Raw genomic sequence first — 23,839 nt, 5'->3', positions numbered from 1 at the left:
CTCGGCATCTTCGTGGTTCGACATCCTCACGGCTCGGCGCCTACGCGGTCCAGCGTTTCCCGTCTCGACATCCTCACAGATCGATATCTCCGCGAAACGGATCGCCGTCCTGAGGCTCAACGCCTCCCGGTGGCACCGGGTGACGGCCTCCCGGTGGCGGAAAGCCGGAGAGGCCGGGAGGCGTCCCCACGGGGGAACCGGGGCGAAGAAGCGGAGCGCCCGGAGAAGGGCTCAGGAACGGTCGGTGCCCGTGAGCAACTCCAGCGCCTCCTCCTCGGTCAGGGCGTCCAGTTCCTCGATCAGCAGTTCCTCCAGCGCCTCGGCGAGGGAGGCGACGGTACTCTTGGCGAAGATCGTCCGGATCGGGACCTCGACCCCGGTGTCCCGCCTGATCCGCGCCCCCACCCGGGTCGCCAGCAGGGAGTGCCCGCCCAGCGCGAAGAAGTCGTCGAGGACGCCGACCGGCCCCGTGCCGAGCAGTTCCTCCCAGATCTCGGCGACCAGCCTCTCCGCGTCCGTACGCGGCGCGACGCGGCGCGTGGCGGGGAGGGCGGCGGACGGTTCGGGGAGCGCGGCGGCGTCGACCTTGCCGCCCGAGGTGAGGGGAAGCGCGTCCAGCGTCACCCATGCCGTGGGGACGAGCTGCCGCGGGAGCGACCGCTCCAGGTGCTCCCTGAGGGCGGCCGGGCCCGCGGTGCCCGTGACGTACGCGACGAGCTCCTCCCCCCTGCCGGTGACGAAGGCCTGCCGCACCCCGGGGTGGGCGAGCAGGCGGCTCTCCACCTCGCCCGGCTCGATCCGGAACCCCCTGATCTTCAGCTGGGCGTCCAGCCGCCCGAGGAACTCCAGCCGCCCGTCGGAGCGCCAGCGCGCCCGGTCGCCGCTTCGGTAGCGGCGCGCTCCCGGGGCGCCGTACGGGTCGGGGACGAAGGCGGCGGCGGTGAGCGCCGGCCTGCCGAGGTAGCCCCGGGCCACTCCGGCTCCGCCGATGACCAGTTCCCCGGTCGCGCCGGGCGGAAGGGGGTCTCCCCTGCCGTCGAGCACGTGGACGACGGTCCCGCCGATCGGGCGGCCGATCGGAGGGCGTCCCGCGACGTCCCCCGCCCCCAGGTCGGCGGCGGTGGCGATCACCGTCGCCTCGGTCGGGCCGTAGGTGTTGACCAGCCGGACACGGTCGCCGAGCAGACCCCGCCAGCGCTCCACCGCCGCCGCCGAGACCTGCTCGCCACCGAGGATCACCAGGCGGAGCGAGGACGGCCACGCGGTCTCCCTCGGGTCCTCGGTCAGCGAGTGCCAGTAGGCGGTCGGCAGGTCGAGTACGGTGACCGCCGCTCCCTCGGGGGAGGCGAGCAGGGCGGGCAGCGACACCGCGCCCTCCGGCAGGAGCACCAGCGTGGCTCCCGCCGCCAGCGTGGGGAAGACCTCCTCGACGTGGGCGTCGAAGCCGAGCGAGGCGAACTGGACGACCCGGTCGGCCGGGGTGAGGCCGTAGTCCTCGCGCATCCAGCGCACCCGCGCGGCCACCGCGCCGTGCTCCACCAGCACCCCCTTGGGCACGCCGGTGGATCCGGAGGTGGTGATGACGTACGCGGCGTCCCACGGCGCGGGGAGGTCGATGACTTCTCCGAGGCCTCCATGGCTCGGAGAGGTCGTGGGGGCGACGGCGACGCGGCCCGGTGGCGGTTCGCGCAGGGTGATCAGGCGGGTGGCCGAGCTGTCCGCCATCGAGAAGGCCAGCCGCTCGTCGGGGACCTCCGGGTCGAACGGCAGGTAGGCGGCCCCGGCCCACCAGACGGCGAGCAGCGCGGTGATCGCGTCGACCGAGCGGGGCAGGCAGACCCCGACGACGTCCCCCCGCCGCACGCCGCCCTCGCGCAGGACCTCGGCGAGCGCGCCCGCGCGGGCGAGCAGCTCGCCGTAGGTGACGCTCTGTTTCCCGCAGACCACGGCGACGGCGTCCGGTGCCCGCCGCGCGGCCTCCAGGATCATCCCGGGAACCAGACCGGCCTCCGAGGCGGAACCCGAGACGGAACCCGAGACGGGGTCCGAGACGGTCGAGACGGGACCGGTGTTCGCCGCACGGTCGATGTCCGGGACCGGCCCGGCGGACAGGGCGCGGATCTCGGCGTGGTCGGCGTCGGTCCAGATCGGCAGGGCGGAGAGCGGGGTGCCGGGGGCGGCCGCGACGGATTCGAGGAGGAGGGCGAACCTCGCGGCCAGCCGGCCGACCTCCCCGGTCTCGAACAGGCCCGTGTCGTGGCAGAAGGACAGGTCGAGCCCGTCCTCACCGGACCAGGCCTCGACGAGGAGGTCCACCTTGGCCTGGTGGAATCCGGCGTCGAGGTCGGCCACCTTCAGGTCGCCGAACGTCCTGCGCGGGTTGGCGTCCTGGGTGTGCAGGATGAGCATGGAGGGCAGCAGCGACTCGGCGGGATGGCTGAGCTGCTCGAAGGGGACCGCGGGGTTGCCCAGCGCGCCGAAGACCTCGCCGCGGGTACGGCCGATCAGTCCGGTGAACGGCGGGTCGCCCGACAGGTCACCGCGGAGGATCACCGTCTGGGAGACGTAGCCGACCATCGGCTCCAGCTCGACCCGGTCCCGGCCGGCGACGACGGTGCCGACCAGGAGGTCGCTCTGCCCGGTGTGCCGCAGCAGCAGCGTCTGGTAGGCGGCGACGAGCACCGTGAACAGGGTGGTGCGGTGCTCGGCGGCGAGCCGCTCCAGCCTCCGCGCGGCGGCGGGGGGCAGCAGGACGCGCTGGACCTCCCCCTGCCCGCTCGCCTTCCCCTGGCGGCGGAACGGCAGCTCGGCCGGTGGCGGTTCCGCGAGTTTCTCCCGCCAGTACGGCACGGCCCGCTCGGCCCTGCGCCGGTGCCATCGCGCGTAGTCGCCCGCCTGGACGGGCAGCGGGCGCAGCCGGGGCTCCTCCCCCGACAGGCGGGCGGCGTAGCAGTCGGCCAGGTCGTCGAGGATGACGTTGAGTGACCAGCCGTCCGCGATGATGTGGTGCATGGTGAGGCAGAGCACGTGCTCGTCCTCGGCGACCCGGATCACCGCGACGCGCAGCGGCGGTGCCGCCTCCAGGTCGAACGGCGTGTTGGCCCGCTCGGTGACCAGGCGTTCCGCCTCCTCGCGGCCGCCGGAGTCCAGCCATTCGATCCGGGGTGCCGACGCCTCCTCCACCACGGCCCAGGGCACGCCCTCCTCCTCGGCGAACCTGGTGCGCAGGCTCTCGTGGCGGGCCAGCAGGTCGGTGAACGCCCGGGTCAGCGCGGCCGGGACGAGGGTGCCGCCGAGCAGGCGTACGAGATACACGTTGTAGGAGGCGTTGCCCGGGTCGAGGCGCTGCAGGAGCCAGAGCCGCTCCTGCGCCGGGGACAGGGGCGCCCTCATGCGCCCGGCGCCAGTTCGTCGAAGATCGCCGCGAGTTCCTCGGCGTCGAGGCCGTCGAGCCGCTCGCGCAGCGCGGCGACCTCGGCGAGGTCCAGGTCGTCGTCCAGACGGTCCAGCCGCCTGGCGAGCCCCGCGACGGTCGGGTCCTCGAAGAGGGCCGGAAGCGGCACGGCGGCGCCGAAGCGCGCCTGGACCCTCGCGACGATCTGGGCGGCCATCAGCGAGTGGCCGCCCAGCTCGAAGAAGTCGTCGTCGACCCCGATCGGCTCGTCGATTCCCAGCACCTCCGCCCAGATGGCGGCGAGCTCGTCCTCCGCCGCCGTCGACGGCGGCCGGTAGGGGACCGTCCTCACCGGCGCGCCGACGGGTACCGGCAGGGCCGCGCGGTCGAGTTTGCCGTTGGGGGTGAGCGGCAGGGCGTCGAGCGTGACGAGCTGCGCCGGAACCATGTAGTCGGGCAGGCTCGACCTGAGCCTTTCGCGCAGCGCCTCCCACAGCCCCGCCGTCGCCGACCCCGCCGCGGGGACCACGTACGCCACCAGAGCGGGCAGGCCGTCGGGTCCCTCGCAGGCGCCGACGGCGGCCTGGCGAACCTGGTCGGCCGAGCGCAGGACGGTCTCGATCTCGTCCAGCTCGATGCGGAACCCGCGGATCTTGACCTGTCTGTCGGCGCGGCCCAGGTATTCGAGGCGGCCGTCCGGGGCGCGCCTGACGAGGTCGCCGGTCGCGTACATGCGCGCTCCCGGACGGCTCGTGAAGGGGTCGGGCAGGAAGCGGGTGGCGGTCAGCGCGGGCATGCCCCGGTAGCCGCGGGCCACCCCGTCCCCGCCGATGTGCAGTTCCCCCGCCGCACCGTCCGCGACCGGCAGGCCGCCGTCGTCGAGGACGTACAGGGACGTCTCGGAGATCGGCTCTCCCAGGCCGATCCCCGTGGGGGAGGGCGCGACGGTCCCGGCGGTGGACCACACGGTCGTCTCGGTCGGCCCGTACACGTTCCACAGGCTCGTCCCCGGGGCGAGGAGCGCGTCGGCGAGGTCGCGCGGCAGCGCCTCTCCCCCGCAGAGCCGGGTGCGGATCGTCTCCGGTACGCCGCCCGCCTCCAGCAGGATGCGCCAGGTCGCCGGGGTGGCCTGCAGGACCGTGATCCCCTCCGCGACCGCCAGCGCCCGCAGCGCCGCGCCGTCGGCGGCCTCCCGCGCCGAGGCCACGACGATCCGCGCCCCGCACGCCAGGGGCAGCAGCAGTTCCAGCACGGAGATGTCGAACGACAGGGTGGTCACGGCGAGCCAGCGGTCTTCCGGGGTGAGTCCCAGCCTGCCGGAGAACGCCCCGAGGAGATTCTCCACCGCGCGGCGCGGCACCTCCACGCCCTTGGGCCGCCCGGTGGAGCCCGAGGTGTAGATCACGTACGCCAGACCGCTTCCCGGCCCTCCCGGAATGTCGCGGCGGCGGGCCGGGGCGGTGTCGTCTCCGAGGGCGGGCGGGAGCGGCTGCGAGTCGCTCCCGCCCGGCCCGGGGAGTGCGGCACCGTCGGGAACGAGCGCGGGGAGCGGTGGGACCGTGCCATCGAGGGCGCGCCGGGACGCCGAGGAGACAGCATCGTCGGGAGTGAACCGGGACGGCGGGGAAACGGCGCCGTCGGGGGTGCCGCCGGGGGTGAGGAGAAGCGTCCTGGGGACGTCCGCGAGCAGGCGCCGGTCCACCCCGGACTGGGTCAGCACCAGCTCGATCCCGGCGTCCTCGCGCATGAGCCGCAGCCTCTCCTCGGGGAAGGCGGGATCGAGCGGGACGTACGCGCCGCCGGCGGCCCAGACCGCCAGGACCGCGACGACCATCCCCGTGGTGCGTTCCATGCACAGTCCGACCGGAACCTCGGGGCCCACCCCCTGCCCGCGGAGTGTCGCGGCGAGGTCGTCGACCCGCCGGTACAGCTCCCGGTAGGTCAGCGTGCCTCCGGGTCCGCTCACCGCCACCGCGTCGGGCGTCGTCTCCAGCGGTTCACGCGCCGGTTCCAGGGTCGTCACCACGGTTGTACACCTCTCAGGTCGGACAGCCGGAGGTCCGGGTCGGCTCCGGCGCGCTCCACCACGTCGGTGAAGGTCCGGATGAGGCGCCGAGCGGTTCCGGCGGAGAACAGGTCGCTGCTGTAGTCGAGGACGCCGCCGAGACCTTCGGGGCCCCGCCAGGCGTCCACGGACACCTCGGCCTTGGTGCGCCCCGCCGCGGGGGCGGGATAGACCTCGACCGACAAATCACCCATCGTGTTCCGCAGCAGGTCCCCCTTGGGCAGGTTGTGCAGGTTGAACATGGCCTGGAAGAGCGGCGGCCTGCTCAGGTCGCGGGGCAGGCGCAGCGCGCCGAGGATCCGTTCGAACGGCGTGTCGGCGTGCCGCAGTCCCCCGAAGAGCGCGGTGCGGGTGCGTTTGAGCAGCTCGCGGAAGGTGGGATCGCCGGACAGGTCGGCGCGGAGCACGAGCGTGGTGGCGAAGTAGCCGATCAGCGGCTCGATCTCCGGCCGGTCCCTTCCCGCGACCGGTACCCCGACGCACAGGTCCTCTCGCCCGGAGGCCAGCCCGAGGGTCGCCTGGTAGGCGGCGAGCAGCGCCATGAAGAGCGTGCAGCGCATCCCCCTGGCGACGTTCTCCAGCCGGGCGATCGCCTCTTCGGGAACGAGCAGGCTCTCCTGACCTCCGCGTCCGCTCCAGCGGGCCGGGCGGGGGTGGTCGGCGGGAAGGTCGAGGGCGGGCGCCCCGGCGAGCGTCCTCGTCCAGTGGCCGAGGCTTGAGGCGTCCTCGTCCGACTCGGCGCGGCGCCTCTGCTCCTCGGCGATCTGCGGGTACTGCGCCGGGAGCTCCGGCAGCCCTGGCGGCCTGCCCTCGCGGTGCGCGGCGTAGCACTCGGCCACCTCCCGCATCAGGACGTCGAGCGACCAGCCGTCGACGACGATGTGGTGCAGGACGATGCAGAGCAGGAAGTCCTGCTCGCCCAGTCGCAGCAGCGCCACGCGCAGCGGCGGGCCGTGTTCGAGGTCGAAGGGCCTGTTGATGAGATCCACCACGACCGGAGCCGGATCGCCGGTGACGTCCACCCGCTCCACCGGTACCGGCCGGGACGGTACGACGACCTGGACGGGACGGTCACCGGCCAGCCGGAACCGGGTGCGCAGCACGTGGTGCCGCTCGGCCACCCGGGTGAAGGCGGCGGCGATCGCCTCCGCGTCGACGGGACCGCGCAGGCGCACGCACCAGGGGGTGTGGTAGGTGGTGTCGCCGGGGTCGAACCTGCCGAGGAACCACAGACGCTCCTGCCCGAACGACAGCGGCCACTGCCCGCCGCCTTCCCCGTCCCGTTCCCGCATCCTGCTCAGCAGCGCGGCGCGCTGCGCCTCGGGGAGGCGCGCCAGTCGTTCGAGCAGCGCGGCACGGCCGTCGGGCCCCGCCCGGTGGTCAGACGTGACCACCGGCCACCTCCCGCACACCCTGCGCGCCGAGATCCTGGACGGCCCGCGCCCCGCCGCCGCCCGGTGAACCGGCGGAGGAACCGTTCTGGCCGTGGACGGAGGGTCGCTCGACCGGGACGATGCCGCACAGTCCGGCGACCTCGCCGAGCGGGACGTCCCCGGCCACCGAGGCGACCAGCAGACTCTCCACCCCGCGCAGCAGCGCGTAGGCCGTGGGACGCGGCAGGTAGGCGGTGTCGGCCGTCAGGTACAGCTCGCAGGTGTTGGTGGCGGTGCCGGTGGCGAACAGGGCCGTGGCGTCCACCTCGGGCCAGGATCCGACGTGGAAGGTCCTGGTCCGCTCGGTGAGCGTGGCGATCGCGGCGGGGTCGCCCGGTGGCTCCACCGCGGGCAGGTGGGGCCAGTGGCCGACGGTCCGCGTGTCGTTGAAGTAGGCCGACAGGTCGACGGGTCCGCCGCGCTCGCGGCCGACCTCCTCGCGCAGCGCCATCATCCGGTACGGGTGGTACTGCGCGTTCCGGTAGGCGGTCAGCGCCTGCCGGTGCCCGGCACGGGCGGCGTCGGCGAACGTGCCCCCCGGCAGGTCCAGGACGAAGATCCCGTCCTGCACGGCGCTGCCCGCCATCGCCGCGACGCGGGGATCGTGCCGGTTGGCCACGACGAGCTGCATGACCACCTCGTCGTGGCCGGTGAGCGTGCCCAGCAGCACGGCGCTCGCCGTGGTCAGCACGCTGGCCGTGCTGATCGACCAGCGCGCCGCCAGCACCTCGGCCGCCGCCGCGGTGGCGGCCGACTCCATGCCGACCTTGACGAACCTCGGTTCCTCCGGCGTCGTACGGGGGAAGTCGAACATGCTCAGCGGGGCCCTCTCCAGGACCGCGCGCCAGTGGCGCAGCGTCCGCTCGCCTCGGGCGGCGCCAGGACCTTCGCGCTCGAAGGCGGCCTGGTCCATCGGCTGCCAGGCGGGCGCGGGCGGCTCGCCACCGGCGAGCAGGTCCCGCCAGTCGCGCGCCAGCACGTCCAGTGCCCCGCCGTCCACGGCCAGGTGGGACAGGGTGAGGGCCATCGCCCTCGGGCGGCCGTCGACGGTCACGACGGCGCATCGGAACGGCAGCTCGCTCGCGTAGTCGAACGCGGTGGCCGCCAGCCTGGTGGAGATCTCCCGCGCCGCGGTGGTCGGTTTGGCGCCTTCCGCGTCGTACACCTCGACGGTGAAGCGGCCCTCGCATGCCACGCGCTGGACCAGCCCGCCGGGCGTCTCTTCGAACGTCGTCCTCAGCGTCTCGTGCCGCTCGACGAGCACGCGCAGCGCCCGCAGGACGGTGTCGAGGTCGCGTCTGCCGTAGACGGGCAGCACCCAGGGCATGTTGAAGTAGGGGTCGTCGTCGTCCAGCCACCGGGTGAGCCGCCAGATGGCGAGCTGGCCCCAGCTGAACGGCGCCTCACCGCCCCGTACGCCGGTGAACTCCACGGACGTCGCGCTCAGCCGCGCGAGGCCGGCCGTCATCGGGTCCGGCCGTTCTCTTCGCCGACGCCCTCGTGGGGCGCCCTGTTCCATCCGTTCACCTGCGACATCGACATTTCAGGCGCCTTCCGTCCGGCCTGTCGCGGCGGCCTCGAACGACCCCCGCGGCTCCCTGTGATGACTTCTCCCCCGCCGTTTCGCCGGCGGGGTGCCGACGACGGGTATGCGCTCGGGCGTCTCGCGCCTGGCCGGGGCGTTCCATTGGAAAGGGCCTGATTCGACACCGGCGCGGGCGGATACCGCCTTCTTGTCCGGCGAGAGGCCGGTGCGCGTCACGACGCCTCCGTACTGTCGGGAGGGGAACCCGGGCGCGTTCCCTTACGGCGGAAAATGGCATCTCCCGAATGGGGGATCCCATGACGACCGACCGGATCGGCCCGGCCCCGAGGGGACGCGCGGATCCGATGGCGTTGAGGACTTGCGCGGCACGGAATACGGCTCCGACACCGAGATGCGCGAACGCCCGGCGTGACGTGTCCCGACCACATGTCACGCCTTCACACCGTGCGAGGGCACGGCGACTTCTTCGCCGTGCACGAGCGCGGCGAATCGGTGGCGTCGCTTGGAGTGAGGCTAAGGATCACGCGCCGAATTCGTCAAGGTTTCACGGTTGTTTTACAGTCCGATAAAACTAAACAAAATATCTCTCCAGGGCTTTTACCAGATAAATCGACCTATTCTTCATTCTTTGAAAATTTGTCATCCTCTTAGTCATTGACTCCGTCCCGCCGGGCTCCTGCTCTCCGCCGGGATGTTCCCGGGCCTTCCCTGTCTCCATCGGCCCCCGCCGGTCCCCCATCGGTCCCTGCCGGTCCCGTCCGCCTCCAGCGGTTCCCGTCAGCCCTCGCCGGCCCCCATCGCCCCCGTCGTTCCCCCTCGGTGGCCGGAGCGCCGGAATCGGCCCGTCCGCCGGCGCACGGGCCCCCTCACCGGGGCACGGGCACGGATGGACGGACGAGATGAGACGCGCGAGCGCGATTCCCGGGCGGGAGGCCGGGGTGGGAGCATGTCATTCGTCATGACGACCCCAAAGGAAGGCCACGACCGGTGAGGCGGCTACTCACGGTCCTGCTGCTCGCGTCCGCCGCGCTGCTCGGCGCGGGCGTCCCGGCACAGGCCCACAACGTGCTGATCAGCAGCGACCCCAAGGACGGTACCGAGCTGGCCACCGGTCCTGAGAAGATCACACTCACCTTCGACCAGCCCGTCCGGCAGGGCTTCGCGCAGATCAGCGTGATCGGCCCGGACGGCACGCGCTGGGAGGAGGGCAAGACGACCGTCGACAGGGCGAAGGTGAGCGTCGGTGTGAAACCCCTCGGCTCCGCCGGGGAGTACGCGGTGGGCTACCGGATCCTCTCCTCCGACGGCCACCCGGTCTCCAGCAAGATCACCTTCACCCTCACCGCCCCCGGCCCCGGCGCGTCCGCCCAGTCCTCCGCCGATCCGGCCGCCGCCACCCCGGCCGCCCCCGTCGCCTCCGCCGCCGCGCCGCAGGAACCCGATCTGGGCGCCCAGGCCGCCGAGGCCGCGCAGAACGGCGGTGCCGGGATGGCCGTGCTGTGGATCGCGGGCTCCATCGTCCTGCTGGGCGGGGCCACCGTCGTGGCGATGCGCCGCACGAAGGAGCAGGGGGGCGCGGGATGACCCTGACCGCCGAGCCTGCCGCCGAGGCCGGCACCGCCAGGAGGCTGGTCGTCGGCGGGCTCGTCTCCGGAGCCCTGGTGGCCGTGCTGACCGCGACGGCGCTCTCCCGCCAGGAGGCGGTGCCGGGGATCGCCATTCCCGGACCGCTGGTGGAGTACGGGCTGCCGGTGCTGCGGGTGCTGCTGGACCTCGCCGCGGTGGCGGTGGTCGGGCTCAGCCTGCTGCCGAAGCTGCTCGGGTTCGACGACCCCGACCGCACGGAGCCGGTGATGCGCCGGGCCCGGCCGACGGCCGTGACCTTCGCCTGGGCCTGGGCACTGCTGGCGCTGGTCGTGATCGTCTTCCAGACGGCCGAGCTGAACCCCGGCCTGGTCCCCACCCCCGGCATGATCGCCGAGTACGTCGACAGCGTCGGCGCCGGGCAGGGCATGCTCTTCAGCGCCGCCTGCGCGCTGTCCTACGCCGGGATCGGGCTGCTGGCCGTGCGGTACGGCGAGAAGGTCCCCGCCGAGCTGCGGATCGTGATCGCCTTCTTCGGGCTGCTGCCGATCCCGGTCACCGGCCACGCGGTCGACTCGCTCTGGCACGACCCCATCATGATCTCGATGGAGCTGCACGTGATGGGCTCGGCGGCGTGGACCGGCGGCCTGCTCACGATCATCCTGCTGGTCACCGGGGACCGGGAGCTGCTGGCGCGGGTGCTGCCCGCGTTCTCCAGGCTCGCGACCCTCGCACTCGTCGTGGTCAGTGCCTCCGGCCTGGTGAACGGCCTGGCCACGATGGCCCTCACCCCCGGGGTGGAACTCCCCGGGGCTCTCCTGACCAGTGAGTACGGCCTGCTGGTGCTGGCCAAGGTCGCGTGCGTGGCACTGCTGATCCCGTTCGCCGCCCACATCCGCTTCCGCCTGCTGCCGCACATCGCCGAGAGGCGGGCGACGGCGGTCGTCGCGTGGGCGGCCGCCGAGATCGCCGTGATGGGGCTCGCCTACGGGGTCGCGGTCGCGCTGACCACTGCCTCCCTGTCCTGAGCCCGCAGCGTGTGGCGGCCGAAGGACCACTCTGCGGCCAGCCACAGGACCGCGAGTCCCGCCCCCCCGATCACCATGGTCGTGGGGGGCACCAGCGGCGGCGCCATGAACATCGCGTGCTGGAAGCGCAGTGCCTGGTCGATCAGGAGGGTGGCGCCGAGGGATCCGACCAGCGCCCTGACCACGGGATTCCTGATCAGGAACGCCAGGTCGACGGCGAGCGCCCCGGCGATGAGGAAGACCGGGATCGCCGAGCGCGGGAAGTCGGCCGCGGCGAGGAGCGGCCAGATCAGCGTACGGAAGACGACGTAGGCGCCGATCACGGCGGTGGCCGAGAACATCCGGCCGATCATCGCGCGGGCGTAGACGGCCACCAGGACGGCGGCGATCGCCGCGTAGAGCGGGTAGAGCTGGTCGGGCACGGGCAGCGCGAAGTGGAGCGCCACGGCCCTGTCGGTCACCGGCAGGCCGATCTGGTCGGCGGCGAACTTGATCAGGATCGGCTCGGCCTCGGGCGCCCCCCGGTCCCAGGCCGAGATGGCGTACACGCCGTACTCCTGGTGCTGGGCCGGGAACCAGACGTTCTCGAAGAGGAACACGAAGAGCCCGCCGAGGACCAGCGTGCGCGTCCGTCCCGGGAGCGCCCGCACGAACCAGCCCCGGATGACGCCGCAGATCATGAAAAGCGTGCCGATGTAGAGCATGAGGTGGGACGGGCTCCACGAGGTGATGTCGAGCCCGTTGATCCGGTGGTTGATCAGGTCCAGCGGGACGGCGACCAGGAAGATGCCCGTGCCCCAGGCGATGAGACGCTGCGCGAGTTTGTCCACGCCGTAGCCGGTGTAGATGTGGATGATCGTGAGAGCGAGGGCGAGAGCGGTGCCGACGCTGTTGAGCAGGTGCGGCGGCGCCAGGTCGTCGCGAAGCCACTTGAAGTGCCAGGAGACGTCCCAGGACGCTCCGAGCACCTTGAACGAGAAAGCCACCAGCCACCCGAGGTAGAGGACCCTGAACAGATCCTCCGGGGTCTCCCTGCCGGCCTCCCCGCGCGTCCAATACGGCAGAGCCCACTCGATCACGGGAGTGGCTCTTCTTCGAAGGCTCTCTACTGGCTTCACGCGTCGAAATGATGCCGCTCCTTCACCTCGGTCCGCAATCGGGGACAACCCTGAGGATCGGGACGCCTCCCCTGCTCCACGTGGGTGGATCACCCATGTTCGTCCCCGCCGCGACGACCGGCGACCGAACCGGTCGGCGAATGACTGCCGGAACGCTCCTGAGAACGGTCTCAGGAGCCTTTCAGCTGCAATCAGTAGGCTCTCGTCATGCAACGTGGGGGAAAACGGACCATCCGCATCTCGGGGATCGCTGCGATCGTCGTGCTGGTCGTCGGCGCCGCGGCCTGGCTGGTGTGGCCGTCCGCTCCCGGCGTACGGGCCCAGGACCAGATGATCACAGTGCTCGACGGGCCGGAGGACGACCAGCGGGTCACGCTGGACACGAGCTTCTTCCCTCCCGCCGGCGGCGGCAGGGCCCCTGCGGTGCTGCTCGCGCACGGGTTCGGCGGCAGCAAGCTGAGCGTGCGGGACGCCGCCGTACGGCTGGCGCAGGAGGGTTACGCCGTGCTGACCTGGTCGGCGCGCGGCTTCGGCCGCTCCTCGGGACAGATCGCGTTGAACTCCCCCGACTACGAGGTCAAGGACGTGCGCCAGCTGGTCGACTGGGTCGCCAAGCGGCCCGAGGTCCGGCTCGACGCGGCGGGCGACCCTCGGGTGGGCATCGCGGGCAGCTCCTACGGCGGGGCGATCTCCCTGATGGCCGCCGCCCACGACCCCAGGATCGACGCGATCGTCCCGCAGATCACCTGGTACGACCTGGCCGACGCGCTGTTCCCGAACGCCACCGGGCAGGGCCCGGAGAGCGGGGTGTTCAAGCGCATGTGGGCCGGGCTGTTCTTCAGCCGGGGCGGTCCCACCCCGGGCGCGGCCGGTCTGGCCGCCCTCGGCCAGACCGGCGCGGGAGCCGGGGGAGGCGAGGAGGACGCGGAAGCCGGGAACGGGTCGCCGCCCGCCCAGCCCAGGCCGCTCACCGCGGAGGAGGTCCGGTGCGGCCGGTTCCTGCCGGAGATCTGTGACATGTACCAGAAGGTGGCAGAAAGCGGACGGGCGACGGCGGACGCGGTGGAGACACTGCGCAGGTCGAGCCCGATCTCGGTACCCGGCAGGATCAAGGTCCCCACGCTGCTGCTCCAGGGACAGCGCGACTCGCTGTTCACCCTGGGGCAGGCCGACGCCAACGCCAGGGCGATCGCCGCCACCGGCGCCCCGGTGGAGGTCGCCTGGTTCGACGGCGGCCACGACGGCGGCAACGGCGAGGTCGACTGGCTGCACGAGAAGACGCTCGGCTGGTTCGACCGCCACCTGAAGGAGAGCGAGACGGCCGGGCAGGAGGGCGCCTTCACCGTCACCCGCGACGGCGGGCGCGACCCGGGCACCCGTCGCCCGGTCCAGTTGCACGCCGTCGCCGACGGCTACCCCGGGCTGAGCGGCACCGGCCAGACCTCCGTGCCGCTCAGCGGCCCCGAGCAGCAGGTCGCGAACCCGCCGGGCGGTTCCCCCGCCTCGATCTCCGCGGTCCCCGGCTTCGGCGGTCTCGGCGGCGCCGCCACCGCGAACCTGTCGATCGACATGGCGGGCCAGAGCGCCGTCTTCGACTCCGCCCCGCTCACCACCCCGCTCCAGGTCACCGGCAGCTCGACCGTACGGGTGCGGGTGACGCCCGAACGTTCCGGGTCCCCCGCGGCCGGTGACGTCGCGGAGGGCGGCCCACAGAGCGGCACTCGGAGCGGCCCGGAGAGCGACACTGAGAGCAGCACCGGGAGCGGTGAGGCGCGGGCGGCGGACGAGGTGACGCTGTTCGCCAAGCTCTACGACGTCGCGGGCGCGACCCAGGCACCGCTTTTGCCGGAAGGGCTCGTCGCCCCGATCAGGATCGCGATCCCCGAGGGCGGCTCGGGGGAGGCCACGGTGACCCTGCCGGCCATCGACCACAGGTTCGACGTCGGGCACCGGCTGCGCGTCGCGTTCACCACCACCGACCTGGGTTACAGCACCCCCGCGGCTCCGGCCGTCCACACGGTCGCCCTCGCCTCGCCGGAGGTGACCGTCCCCACCCACGCCACCCTGCGCACCCCCTCGACCGGCCCCGCCTGGTGGATCTGGGCACTGCCGCTGCTCTCCCTCGTCGTCGCGGCCGTCCTGCTGCTCGCCGGACGCCGCCGCGCCGCCGACGAGCACGACCCCGAGCTCGACTCCGTGCCACTGCGGATCGGTGGCCTGACCAAGGCGTACCGGAACGGCGAGCTCGCGGTGAACGACCTGTCGTTCACCGTCGAGCACGGCCAGGTGCTCGGCCTGCTCGGCCCCAACGGGGCGGGCAAGACCACCACCCTGCGCATGCTGATGGGCCTGATCAAGCCCGACGGCGGCGAGATCCGGATCTTCGGCCATCGGGTGGTGCCCGGCGCCCCGGTCCTGTCCAGGCTCGGCTCGTTCGTCGAGGGGCCGGGTTTCCTGCCGCACCTCAACGGCCGCGACAACCTGGAGCTGTACTGGAAGGCGACCGGCCGCCCCGTCGAGGACGCCCGGTTCGCCGAGGCCCTGGAGATCGCCGGGCTCGGCAACGCCCTGGACCGCGCGGTCCGCACCTACTCCCAGGGCATGCGCCAGCGTCTCGCCATCGCACAGGCCATGCTCGGCCTGCCCGACCTGCTCGTCCTGGACGAACCCACCAACGGTCTCGACCCGCCCCAGATCCGCGAGATGCGCGAGGTCCTGATCCGCTACGCCGGAGGGGGACGTACGGTCATCGTCTCCAGCCACCTGCTCTCGGAGGTGGAGCAGACCTGCAGCCACGTGGTGGTCATGCACCGCGGGCGTCTCGTCACGGCCGGGACCGTGGCCGAACTGCTGAGCAGCCGCACCCCGGTCAACGGCTCCGGCACCCGGCTGGAAGACGTCTTCCTGGACCTGATCGGAGAGAAGGCGTGAGCGACACCGACGGTGCTCGTGGCACCATGACCGGCCCGGCGGGCGACGGCCCCGCGCGGGCGGGGACCCCGCGGAACGGCGTCGCGGAGAACGGTTCGGCGCGCGGGTACGCGCCGGGGCGCACCCTGCCGCTCTCCGTGGAGATCGTCAGGCAGTTCAAGCGGCGCCGCACGCTGGTGATGTTCGGCCTGTTGCTCGCGCTGCCGTGGATCCTGGTGATCGCCTTCAAGCTCGGCGCCGGATCCGGGCAGCCCACCACCACGCTGCGCATCTCCGACCTGGCCACCGAGGGCGGGCTGAACTTCGCGGCGTTCGCCCTGTCGGTGTCGGCGAGCTTCCTGCTGGTCGTCGCGGTCGCGCTGTTCTGCGGTGACACCGTGGCGAGCGAGGCCGGCTGGTCGTCACTGCGCTATCTGCTCGCCGCACCGATCCCGCGCGACCGCCTGCTGCGCCAGAAGCTGATCGTCGCGATGGGCTACTCGGCGGCGGCGGTGATCTGCCTGCCGGTGATGGCCCTGCTCGCCGGGACCCTCGCCTTCGGGTGGAACGACGTCCGGGTGCCGGGGACCGGTGAGACGATCGCCGCCCTGGACGTGCTGCCCAGGTTCGCGGTGGTGATCGGCTACGCCCTGGTCAGCCAGTTCGTGGTCGCGGCGCTGGCCTTCCTGCTCTCCGTCAGCACCGACTCCCCGCTGGGAGCGGTCGGCGGAGCGGTCGGCCTGGTGATCGTGAGCAACATCCTGCAGGCGGTCGAGGCGCTCGGCGGGCTCAGGGAGTTTCTGCCGACGTTCTGGAACACCGCGTGGCTGGACGCCCTCGCCCCCCAGCCGGAGTATGACGGCATGCTCAAGGGGGTGGCCGTCTCCGTCACCTACTCGGCCATCCTGATCGCGTTCGCCTTCCGCCGTTTCCGCGCCAAGGACGTCGTCTCCTAGCGGAACGCGCGGGGGCGTCTTCCGCGGGACCTCCCGCCGCGCGAAGCCCTCCCGGCCGGCCCCCGCGACGAGAGCCCCGCGAAGGGGCTCGGCCGCGGGGACCGGCTCGCGGGAGAGGTCACCAGTGGGGAGGACGGTCCTCGATCAGACGGGCGTCGTCGTCGGCCTCACGCCACTCGTTCCAGCCGAGATCGGTGTCGTCGACGGTCTGGTCGGGCAGGATCGGCAGCCCGTCGTCGGCGAGGTCGACGGGGCGCAGGTCATCGGGCTCGGGCACTGTCACGAGCCCCATGCTAGCCACCCTCGCGGCCCGCGCTCCCCTTCTCGGGAAAGCCCGCGCCCCGCGTCCGGAGAGGGCCCGCGCCCGCGCTGTACGGGGACAGGCCAAGGCCCAGACGGTACGATGCGGTGGCAGGTTCCGGCTATCCCCCCGTGAGGCGCCATGACAACGCCAGCAGGATGGCGGCGAGACGGCAATCTGCCCAACGAGCTGACCAGCTTCGTGGGGCGCACCAGGTTGCTCACCACACTCAGGCAGCGGCTGGGCGAGCACCGCCTGGTCACGGTGACCGGCATCGGGGGCGTCGGCAAGTCCCGCACCGCCCTGCGGATCGCCCACCAGATGCGGGGTGACTTCAAGGACGGCGTCTGGTTCGCCGACCTGGCCCGCCTCCAGGACCCGGGGATGGTCCGTCACACGATCACCTCGGCCCTCGGGATCGCCGACCAGTCCGCCCGCTCGGCGGACGAGACGCTGGTCGAGTGGCTGGGCGACCGCGAGATCCTTCTGATCATCGACACGTGCGAGCACCTGGTCGACGCGTGCGGCACCCTCTTCGAGGACCTGCTCGGCAGCGCCCGCGGGCTCACCATCCTGGCGACCAGCCGTCAGTCGCTGAACTGCAGGGGTGAGCACACGGTCACCATCCCGCCGCTCACCGTTCCCGGCGACTCCTCGGGCGAGGACGTCTTCACCAACGAGGCGGTTCAGCTCTTCGTCACGCGGGCGAGCGCGGTGGTGCCCAACTTCATGCTGGACGAGGGCAACATCGGCCCGGTGGCCGAGCTCTGCCGCCGGCTCGACGGCATACCGCTCGCCATCGAGCTCGCCGCGGTCCGGATGCGCGCCCTGTCGGTGGAGCAGATCCTCGGTCTGCTCGCCGACCGGTTCAGCCTGCTCGCGGGGGCGAGCCGCACCGCGCTGCCCAGGCACCAGACACTGCGGGCCGCGATCGGCTGGAGCCACGAACTGTGCGAGCCGGCCGAACGGCTGCTGTGGGCGCGGCTCTCGGTCTTCGCGGGGGACTTCGAGCTCGACGCCGCCCGCTATGTCTGCTCGGGCGACAACCTCCCCTCCGAGGACATCATGGAGCTCATCTCCAGCCTGGTGGAGAAGTCGATCCTGCTGAGCGACGGCACGCCCTCCGGACACCGCTACCGGCTGATCGACACCCTGCGGCAGTACGGCGAGGAGTGGCTGGACAAGCTCGGCGAGAGCGCCGTGATCAGGGAGAGGCACCGCGACTACTACCTGCAGCTGGCCAAGCGGAGCGAGGACGCCTGGTCGGGCGCCCGTCAGGTCTACTGGTACGTCAGGATGCGCCACGAGCACGACAACATCCGCGTCGCGCTCGACCACTGCCTGCGCACTCCCGGCGAGGTGCAGGCGGGGCTGAAGCTTCTGTCCTCGCTGTGGTTCATGTGGGTGGCCTGCGGGCTGGCCCGCGAGGGCAGGCTTTATCTGGAGAAGACCCTGGAGCTGGCGCGCCAGCCGAGCCCCGACCGGTGCAAGGCGCTGTGGGTGCTGTCCTACATCAACAGCGCGCAGGGAAACATCACCGGCGCCATCGAGGCCGCGGAGCAGTGCAGCTCCGACGCCGTCAGGGTCGGGGACTCCGGCGCGGTCATCCTCGCCACCAAGATGCTCGGCACGGCCGCGTTCCTGCAGAACGACCTGCAGAAGGCGAGCGCGCTGCTGGGCGTGGCGATCGAGTTCCACAAGAGCGGCCGCGAGCTCAACCCGGGCCTGCTGCCCTCGATCGTCGAGCTGTCCATGGTGCTGCTCATCCAGAACGAGCCGGCCGAGGCCGAGGTGCTGCTGCGCGACTGCATCGCGGTCTGCACCCAGCGCGGCGAGCTGTGGCTGCGCTCGTACGCCATCTACGCGCTCGCCAGCGTGTACCAGGTGATGGGCCGCTCCCCCGAGGCCATGTCGAACGCGCGCGAGGCGCTGCGACTCAAGCGTTACTTCCACGACGTGCTCGGGATCGGCCTCGCGATCGAGGTGGTGGCCAAGCAGGCGCTGGAAGACGGGCAGGCGGAGCTCGCGGCCCGGCTGATGGGCGGCGGCCAGGCCAACTGGCGGACCTTCGGGATGCCGCAGCTGGGCTCCCCGTTCTTCAACTCCGAGCACGACCGCTGTGTCAAGGAGTGCAGGCGCATCCTCGGCGAGGAGGCTCACGAGAAGGCCTTCGCCCAGGGCAAGAAGCTGAACCTGGAGGAGCTGATCGTCCTCGCGCTCGGAGACCACGAGGACGGTCAGATCGTTCGGGGGTGAGTCATCGGGCGGAGGGCTCGGGCGCCTCGGCCTGCCAGGCGGACGTGTACCGGGAGCTGGTCAGCGAGTAGTCGACGCTGCCGCTGATCCAGAACTCCAGACCGCGCACGTAGGCGAGCACCGCCTCGGAACCGAGCGCCTCCAGCGAGGGGCGCAGTGCCACCATGTCGGCGATCGCCCGGTTGCGCATGGCGCCGATCGCCTCCATCGCCTGCTGCCGCGAGTAGCCCCGGTGCCTGGCGAGCACGCTCACGAGGTTGTTGCGCGAGTTGGCGCCGTCGCTCTCCTTGGCGTACGAGATGAGGTCGTTGTCCCAGACGACGACGTCGTTGGCGCTCTCGGTGATCGCCTTGACATCGGGGTGGCGCCACTCCTCGGGGGTGAGGCTGCATCCGCTGGCGATGTCGATGAGGGCGAATACGGTGAGCATGGCGCCGGTGCGCCGTCGCATGAAGATGTAGTCGTCCACCTGCGGCACGACGTCGGCCTCGCGGTTGGCGGCCTCCCACACCTGGGCGAAGAGGTAGTCCTTGGTAACGGCGCGCCAGCGGTCGAGCTGGTCGTCGTCGCCGTACCTGGAGATCCTGGTCTTGATCTCCAGGAGCGTCCTGGCGAAGACGTCGTCGACCTCCTGCCCGGCCTCAAGGTCGTCGAGGACGGTGAACAGCCGGGGCAGGGCCCGGCTTATCTCACCGGCGCCGCGGCCCGACTCGCAGAAGGCGTCGTCGAAGGCGAACAGCCACACGCACCAGTCGGTCGCCAGGCGGAGCGTGTGGTGTTCGGCATAGGGATACGTGCGGGCTCCCAGCCAGCCGTACTTGGCCTGGCGGTAGCGCTGGACGGTCTCGGGATCCTCCAGGATGCCCGTTTCCACCAGCCAGTCGAGGGTCTCGGTGTTGACCCGCTCGACGTGAGGGTTGACCTCGCTGGGGAAGGGACAGGGCAGCGGAGGGATGCGGAGAGACAGGTCTGACCTACGCGTAGTAGTAGTTCCCACTCCCCAAGGATGGCCGAAGGGCGCTTGTTTTCCTATACATCAGGAAACACCTGGATATCGTGGACTTCTGATTCATCACGTGAATCATTTTCAGGTGTTCGTCCCCCGTCGTCGGTGCGGCCCGCCACGACCTCGGCTCCTACGCGGGCTCGGAGCCGCCCCGGCTCGCCGGGCCGGGGCGGACGAGTTGCGAACCCCTCATGCCCAGGGTCAGGCTGCATGTGACCCACCGCGCCCCGGTAGGGTGCCGTGTGATCGCCGAGAGCAGGCGGAATTCAGCGGCCCCCCAGCGGGTTGAGCTGAAAAGACGACCGACGAAAGGCTGGAAACGGTGTTCGACCCGACGGATCTCTACCGGCTCAGCGGAGACGTCCCTGAGCTGACCGATCCGGTGCTGCTCTACCACTTCGACGGGTTCGTGGACGCGGGCGGCGCCGGAAAACTCGCCATCACCCACCTGCTCGACGAGCTGGAGCACCAGGTCGTGGCCACCTTTGACGTGGACCGTCTGCTGGACTACCGCTCCCGCAGGCCCACCATGACCTTCGACACCGATCGTTGGGTCGCCCTGGAGAGCCCCGAGCTCGTGCTCCACCTGGTCCACGACACCACGGGGACCCCGTTCCTGCTGCTCAGCGGCCCCGAGCCCGACCGCGAGTGGGAGCTGTTCACCGCGGCCGTCGACACGCTGGTCACCCGGCTGAAGGTCGGCAAGCTGGTGACCACCCACGGCATCCCGATGGCCGTCCCGCACACCCGCCCGCTGGGCGTCACCGGCCACGCCAGCCGTCCCGAGCTGGTCACCGGCCAGACCAGCGCCTTCGGCAAGGTCCAGGTGCCCGGCAGCGTGGCCTCGCTGATCGAGTTCCGGCTCGGCGCCAAGGGGCACGACGCCCTCGGCTACGCCGTGCACGTCCCGCACTATCTCGCCCAGGCCGAATACCCGTCGGCCGCGGTGACCGCGCTGGAGGCGGTCACCAAGGGCACCGGGCTGGTGTTCCCGCTGGAGAGCCTGCGCGAGGCCGCGGAGAAGACCGACGCCGAGATCGCCGAGCAGATCCAAGCCTCCCAGGAGCTGTCCACCGCCATCACCGGCCTGGAGCAGCAGTACGACGCGTTCGCGGCGGGCTCCGAGCGCGAGAGCCTGATGGCCGAGTCCTCGGAGATGCCGACCGGCGACGAACTCGCCGCCCAGTTCGAGGCGTTCCTGGCCGAGCGTGACGAGCGGCGCGGTGACTGACCCGCGCGCCGGCCTCGCCGGGCGCGAAAGCGGGCACCCGTCCCCGGCCGCCGACCCGCCGGCCGCGCCATGACCGACCTGCGCGTCGGCCTTGTCGGCTACGGCGTGGCCGGGGCGTTCTTCCATGCCCCGCTGATCTCCACGACGCCGGGTCTGAGACTGTCCGCGGTGGTCACCGGCGATCCCGGGCGGGCCGCCGAGGTGTCGGAGAAGTACGGCGCGCGGACGACCGGGGACGCCGCCGAGCTGTGGGACTCCGTCGACCTGGTCGTGATCGCCTCCCCCAACCGTACGCACGTCCCGCTCGCGCAGGCCGCGCTGAGGGCGGGCCTGCCCGTGGTGGTGGACAAGCCGCTGGCCGCGACCACCGCGCAGGCGCGCGGCCTGGCGGATCTGGCGGGCGATCTCGGCCTGATGCTGACCGTGTTCCAGAACCGGCGCTGGGACGGCGACTTCCGCACCGTCGAGCGCCTCGTCGCCGAGGGCGCGCTGGGCGAGGTGCGCCGGTTCGAGTCGCGTTTCGAACGCTGGCGGCCGGTGCCGAAGGGCGGCTGGCGCGAGACGGGCGGGAGCGAGGAGGTCGCGGGACTGCTGTACGACCTCGGCAGTCACCTGGTCGACCAGGCCCTGCGGCTGCTCGGTCCGGCCGTCGAGGTCTACGCCGAGTCCGACGTGCGCCGCCGCGGGGTGAACTCCGACGACGACACGTTCATCGCCGTCTCCCACGCGAGCGGGGCCCGCTCCCACCTGTGGGTGAGCGCGGTCGCGCCCCGGCTGGGCCCTCGTTTCCGGGTGCTGGGCTCGCGGGCCGGCTACCTGAAGTACGGCCTGGACGTGCAGGAGGAGCAGTTGCGCGCCGGGCTGACCCCCGCCTCCCCCGGCTTCGGCGAGGAGCCGTCCGAGCGGTGGGGCACCCTCGGCGCGGAGGGCGGAGGTCCCGGCGAGGAGGCCCGTGCCGTCCCCACCGAGCCCGGCGCCTACGCCGGCTTCTACCGGGACGTGGTGGCGTGCCTCACCCGGGGCGCCCCGCCACCGGTCGCCCCCGAAGAGGTCGTCGAGGCGCTCACCGTGCTGGAGGCCGCCCGGCGCTCGGCCGCCGAGCGCCGGGTCGTCACTCTGGAAACCTCCGGTTCCTGACCGTCAGTCGCGCAGGCGGGCGCGCAGGAGACGCGAGTCGCCCTCGCTCCAGCCGTGGGAGGCGAGCCACTCCAGCGGTCCGCCGAAACGGTCGTCGAGGACGCTCAGGAACCGCTCGATGTACTCCGACCTCGGCCGGTGGTCGTCTGCCGGGCGGGTGTCGAGGTCGGCGCGGTAGGTGGTGCTGGAGCGCAGCCGCGCCAGGATGCCCTCAAGGCGGTCGCCCGTGGCGACGTAGTCGGCGACGATCGCCTCGCGGGTGGCGCCGGCGACCTCCAGCGCGAGGGCGCAGACGACGCCCGTGCGGTCCTTGCCCGCCGCGCAGTGGACGATGGCGGCCCCCTCGTCGAGGGCGAGGGCGCGCAGGGCGGCCAGGACCGAGTCGGGACGGTCGCGAAGGTAGCCGTAGTAGAACCCGGTCACCCGGAGCTCGGCGAGATCCTCCTCCAGCCGCTCCTCCGTCCAGGGCAGCACCTTGTCGGCCTCGATGGTGTCGGCCTCGACGTCGGTGTACACGCCGCCCTCGGCGAACAGGGTGTGGTGGTGGATGTTCACCTCCGGCACCTTGGTGAGCGGCCCCGGCCCCTCCAGACGCACCTCGGGACCCGAGCGCAGGTCGACGACGTTGCGGAGCTTCAGAGCGGTGACGAGTTGCCGGATGTCTCTTCCGGTCAGCCCCTGCAGGTTGTCGGACCGGTAGATCCGGCCGAAGCGTGTGGTCCCGCCGTCCACCGTGGCGAGCCCGCCGAGGTCGCGGACGTTGACGGCACCTTCAAGATCGATCCAACGCGTGAAGTCGTTCATCGCCTTCGAGTCTATACATCGCCTTACGTCCGGACCGTTAACTGCCGACGTCGGCATCCGTAATCGTCGATGTCCTCGTTTGGCATTGGTAAGTGCGCCTTTTCTCCCTTTATGGGTGACAGTGGAAGGACCGGTCCTGTACTCCCCGCCACAAGGAGGTCGCGTGGATCAGAGGAGACGTCCCCCGCATTTTCTGGTCGATCCGGCCCTGCCGGCCCCGATCTCCTCGGTCTTACGCGCCAGTCCGCAGGCGCTGCGCGCGGCCCGGCTGGGGCAGGCTCCCCGGCGCAGGGGACCCGACCCCGTCAAGCTGGTCGCGATCGCCGGCCTCCTGCTGCTCATGGCGAGCCTGAGTCCTACGGGAGGCTTCGTCGCCGTCCTCGTCCTCGTCGTCTTCTCCACGCTGCGCGGTGTGAGCGACGATCCCGAGGGCCGGCGGGAACGGCGGCGCGTCCGGGTGGCCATGGAGCACAAGGACCGGTTCATCCTGCCGGAAGACCTCGACCGTGACTGCGGAGACCTGCTCCGCCGCGCGCAGGACGCCGAGGAGTCGATCCTCACCTCCGAGATCAACAGGGCGAACCTGCTCGACACCATCGACAACGCGGTGACCCTGCCCGAGCAGACCTGGCAGATCGCGAGGAAACTGGTGCTCCTGTCGGACATGAGGGCCGAGCACAACCGGCTCGTACCCGGCGAACCCCCACCCGAGGTGGCCGAGTCCTTCGCCCCCTACGTGAAGGCCCTGGAGACCGCCGAGATCTCGCTGACCAGGCGGGTCCGCGCGCTGGAGGAGTACGCCAGGCAGGTGCGCAAGGCCGACGGCGTCTACCGCGCCTACCAGCAGCTGCGGACACTCGCGGAACGGACCCCGCGCTACGAGGCGCTGGTCGCCGAGACCGCGGAGGACACGCTGGACCTCCCCGGCCTTGAGCGCCTGAGCGAACAGGCCCGGCAGGTCGAGAAGCTGTTCCACGAGAGCATCGACGAGGCGCGCGACGCCGCCCGGCACCTGCTGACGGCCTCCGAGTCCTGACACGCGGTCCCACCCTCGGCGTGAGCACGGCACG

General features: G+C 72.0%; 16 protein-coding genes. 8 read left to right on the top strand and 8 right to left on the bottom strand.

Annotation, left to right across the window (positions count from 1 at the left end):
* Nucleotides 1-231: 231 nt before the first annotated feature.
* The 4 genes from AB0B96_RS37460 to AB0B96_RS37445 are packed head-to-tail and all read right to left on the bottom strand — an operon-like array spanning nt 232 to nt 8,360.
* Nucleotides 232-3,393, bottom strand: coding sequence for an amino acid adenylation domain-containing protein (locus AB0B96_RS37460; RefSeq protein ID WP_362906620.1), 3,162 nt, complete (start codon nt 3,391-3,393; stop codon nt 232-234).
* A complete protein-coding gene (locus AB0B96_RS37455) occupies nt 3,390-5,420 on the bottom strand; it encodes a non-ribosomal peptide synthetase (protein WP_362906618.1) in 2,031 nt (676 codons plus the stop codon). The genes AB0B96_RS37460 and AB0B96_RS37455 overlap by 4 nt, the downstream gene beginning before the upstream one ends.
* Nucleotides 5,414-6,853 carry a condensation domain-containing protein gene (locus AB0B96_RS37450; RefSeq protein ID WP_362906616.1) on the bottom strand — a complete coding sequence of 480 codons (1,440 nt, stop codon included), beginning with the start codon at nt 6,851-6,853 and terminating at the stop codon, nt 5,414-5,416. Before AB0B96_RS37450 ends, AB0B96_RS37455 begins: the two co-directional genes overlap by 7 nt.
* Entirely contained in the window at nt 6,840-8,360 is a 1,521-nt protein-coding gene (locus AB0B96_RS37445; protein WP_362906614.1) for a condensation domain-containing protein, read from the bottom strand. The genes AB0B96_RS37450 and AB0B96_RS37445 overlap by 14 nt, the downstream gene beginning before the upstream one ends.
* Nucleotides 8,361-9,425: 1,065 nt before the next feature.
* Here AB0B96_RS37445 and AB0B96_RS37440 point away from each other — a divergent pair.
* Entirely contained in the window at nt 9,426-10,022 is a 597-nt protein-coding gene (locus AB0B96_RS37440) for a copper resistance CopC family protein (RefSeq protein WP_350949561.1), read from the top strand.
* Nucleotides 10,019-11,050: a CopD family protein gene (locus AB0B96_RS37435; RefSeq protein WP_362906611.1), complete on the top strand. Its 1,032-nt coding sequence runs from the start codon at nt 10,019-10,021 to the stop codon at nt 11,048-11,050. The genes AB0B96_RS37440 and AB0B96_RS37435 overlap by 4 nt, the downstream gene beginning before the upstream one ends.
* Here AB0B96_RS37435 and AB0B96_RS37430 read toward each other — a convergent pair.
* Nucleotides 11,008-12,129 (bottom strand): hypothetical protein, encoded by a 1,122-nt coding sequence (locus tag AB0B96_RS37430; protein WP_362906609.1) that lies wholly within the window; start codon nt 12,127-12,129, stop codon nt 11,008-11,010. The genes AB0B96_RS37435 and AB0B96_RS37430 overlap by 43 nt on opposite strands.
* 246 nt (nt 12,130-12,375) lie before the next feature.
* Here AB0B96_RS37430 and AB0B96_RS37425 point away from each other — a divergent pair, with 246 nt between their 5' ends.
* Both AB0B96_RS37425 and AB0B96_RS37420 read left to right on the top strand, forming a co-directional pair.
* Complete coding sequence (locus AB0B96_RS37425) at nt 12,376-15,099, top strand: alpha/beta fold hydrolase (RefSeq protein WP_362906607.1); 2,724 nt, start codon at nt 12,376-12,378, stop codon at nt 15,097-15,099.
* On the top strand, nt 15,096-16,034 hold the full coding sequence (locus tag AB0B96_RS37420; protein ID WP_350949565.1) for an ABC transporter permease subunit: 939 nt from the start codon (nt 15,096-15,098) through the stop codon (nt 16,032-16,034). Before AB0B96_RS37425 ends, AB0B96_RS37420 begins: the two co-directional genes overlap by 4 nt.
* A gap of 118 nt (nt 16,035-16,152) precedes the next feature.
* On the opposite strand, the gene AB0B96_RS37415 is transcribed toward AB0B96_RS37420, so the two are convergent.
* The gene (locus tag AB0B96_RS37415; RefSeq protein ID WP_350949594.1) at nt 16,153-16,317 is read right to left on the bottom strand and encodes a hypothetical protein; all 165 of its coding nucleotides are present in this window, start codon (nt 16,315-16,317) and stop codon (nt 16,153-16,155) included.
* 159 nt (nt 16,318-16,476) lie between these two features.
* On the opposite strand from AB0B96_RS37415, the gene AB0B96_RS37410 reads away from it, so the two are divergent.
* Nucleotides 16,477-18,591, top strand: a complete 2,115-nt coding sequence (locus AB0B96_RS37410) for an ATPase (protein WP_362906604.1) — start codon at nt 16,477-16,479, stop codon at nt 18,589-18,591.
* Nucleotide 18,592: 1 nt separating this feature from the next.
* Here AB0B96_RS37410 and AB0B96_RS37405 read toward each other — a convergent pair whose 3' ends face one another.
* Nucleotides 18,593-19,588, bottom strand: a complete 996-nt coding sequence (locus tag AB0B96_RS37405) for a 4-epi-cubebol synthase (RefSeq protein ID WP_362906602.1) — start codon at nt 19,586-19,588, stop codon at nt 18,593-18,595.
* A gap of 331 nt (nt 19,589-19,919) precedes the next feature.
* Between AB0B96_RS37405 and AB0B96_RS37400 the strand changes: the two genes are divergently transcribed.
* Both AB0B96_RS37400 and AB0B96_RS37395 read left to right on the top strand, forming a co-directional pair.
* Entirely contained in the window at nt 19,920-20,828 is a 909-nt protein-coding gene (locus AB0B96_RS37400) for a PAC2 family protein (RefSeq protein WP_362906600.1), read from the top strand.
* 69 nt (nt 20,829-20,897) lie between these two features.
* Nucleotides 20,898-21,965 (top strand): Gfo/Idh/MocA family oxidoreductase, encoded by a 1,068-nt coding sequence (locus AB0B96_RS37395; protein ID WP_362906598.1) that lies wholly within the window; start codon nt 20,898-20,900, stop codon nt 21,963-21,965.
* A 3-nt stretch (nt 21,966-21,968) separates the two neighbouring features.
* Here AB0B96_RS37395 and AB0B96_RS37390 read toward each other — a convergent pair whose 3' ends face one another.
* A complete protein-coding gene (locus AB0B96_RS37390; protein ID WP_350949570.1) occupies nt 21,969-22,769 on the bottom strand; it encodes a tyrosine-protein phosphatase in 801 nt (266 codons plus the stop codon).
* A 163-nt stretch (nt 22,770-22,932) separates the two neighbouring features.
* On the opposite strand from AB0B96_RS37390, the gene AB0B96_RS37385 reads away from it, so the two are divergent.
* Nucleotides 22,933-23,805 carry a hypothetical protein gene (locus AB0B96_RS37385; RefSeq protein WP_362906595.1) on the top strand — a complete coding sequence of 291 codons (873 nt, stop codon included), beginning with the start codon at nt 22,933-22,935 and terminating at the stop codon, nt 23,803-23,805.
* Nucleotides 23,806-23,839: the final 34 nt, after the last annotated feature.

Source organism: Streptosporangium sp. NPDC049046, assembly GCF_040649155.1.
Lineage (GTDB): Bacteria > Actinomycetota > Actinomycetes > Streptosporangiales > Streptosporangiaceae > Streptosporangium.
This window is presented reverse-complemented; position numbering and strand designations above follow the sequence as displayed.

Bases quoted from the DNA above. Each gene is read 5' to 3' on its own strand.
- AB0B96_RS37435 (WP_362906611.1), top strand. From the start codon at position 10,019: ATGACCCTGACCGCCGAGCCTGCCGCCGAGGCCGGCACCGCCAGGAGG.
- AB0B96_RS37395 (WP_362906598.1), top strand. From the start codon at position 20,898: ATGACCGACCTGCGCGTCGGCCTTGTCGGCTACGGCGTGGCCGGGGCG.
- AB0B96_RS37425 (WP_362906607.1), top strand. From the start codon at position 12,376: ATGCAACGTGGGGGAAAACGGACCATCCGCATCTCGGGGATCGCTGCG.
- AB0B96_RS37445 (WP_362906614.1), bottom strand. From the start codon at position 8,360: ATGACGGCCGGCCTCGCGCGGCTGAGCGCGACGTCCGTGGAGTTCACC.
- AB0B96_RS37390 (WP_350949570.1), bottom strand. From the start codon at position 22,769: ATGAACGACTTCACGCGTTGGATCGATCTTGAAGGTGCCGTCAACGTC.
- AB0B96_RS37460 (WP_362906620.1), bottom strand. From the start codon at position 3,393: ATGAGGGCGCCCCTGTCCCCGGCGCAGGAGCGGCTCTGGCTCCTGCAG.
- AB0B96_RS37410 (WP_362906604.1), top strand. From the start codon at position 16,477: ATGACAACGCCAGCAGGATGGCGGCGAGACGGCAATCTGCCCAACGAG.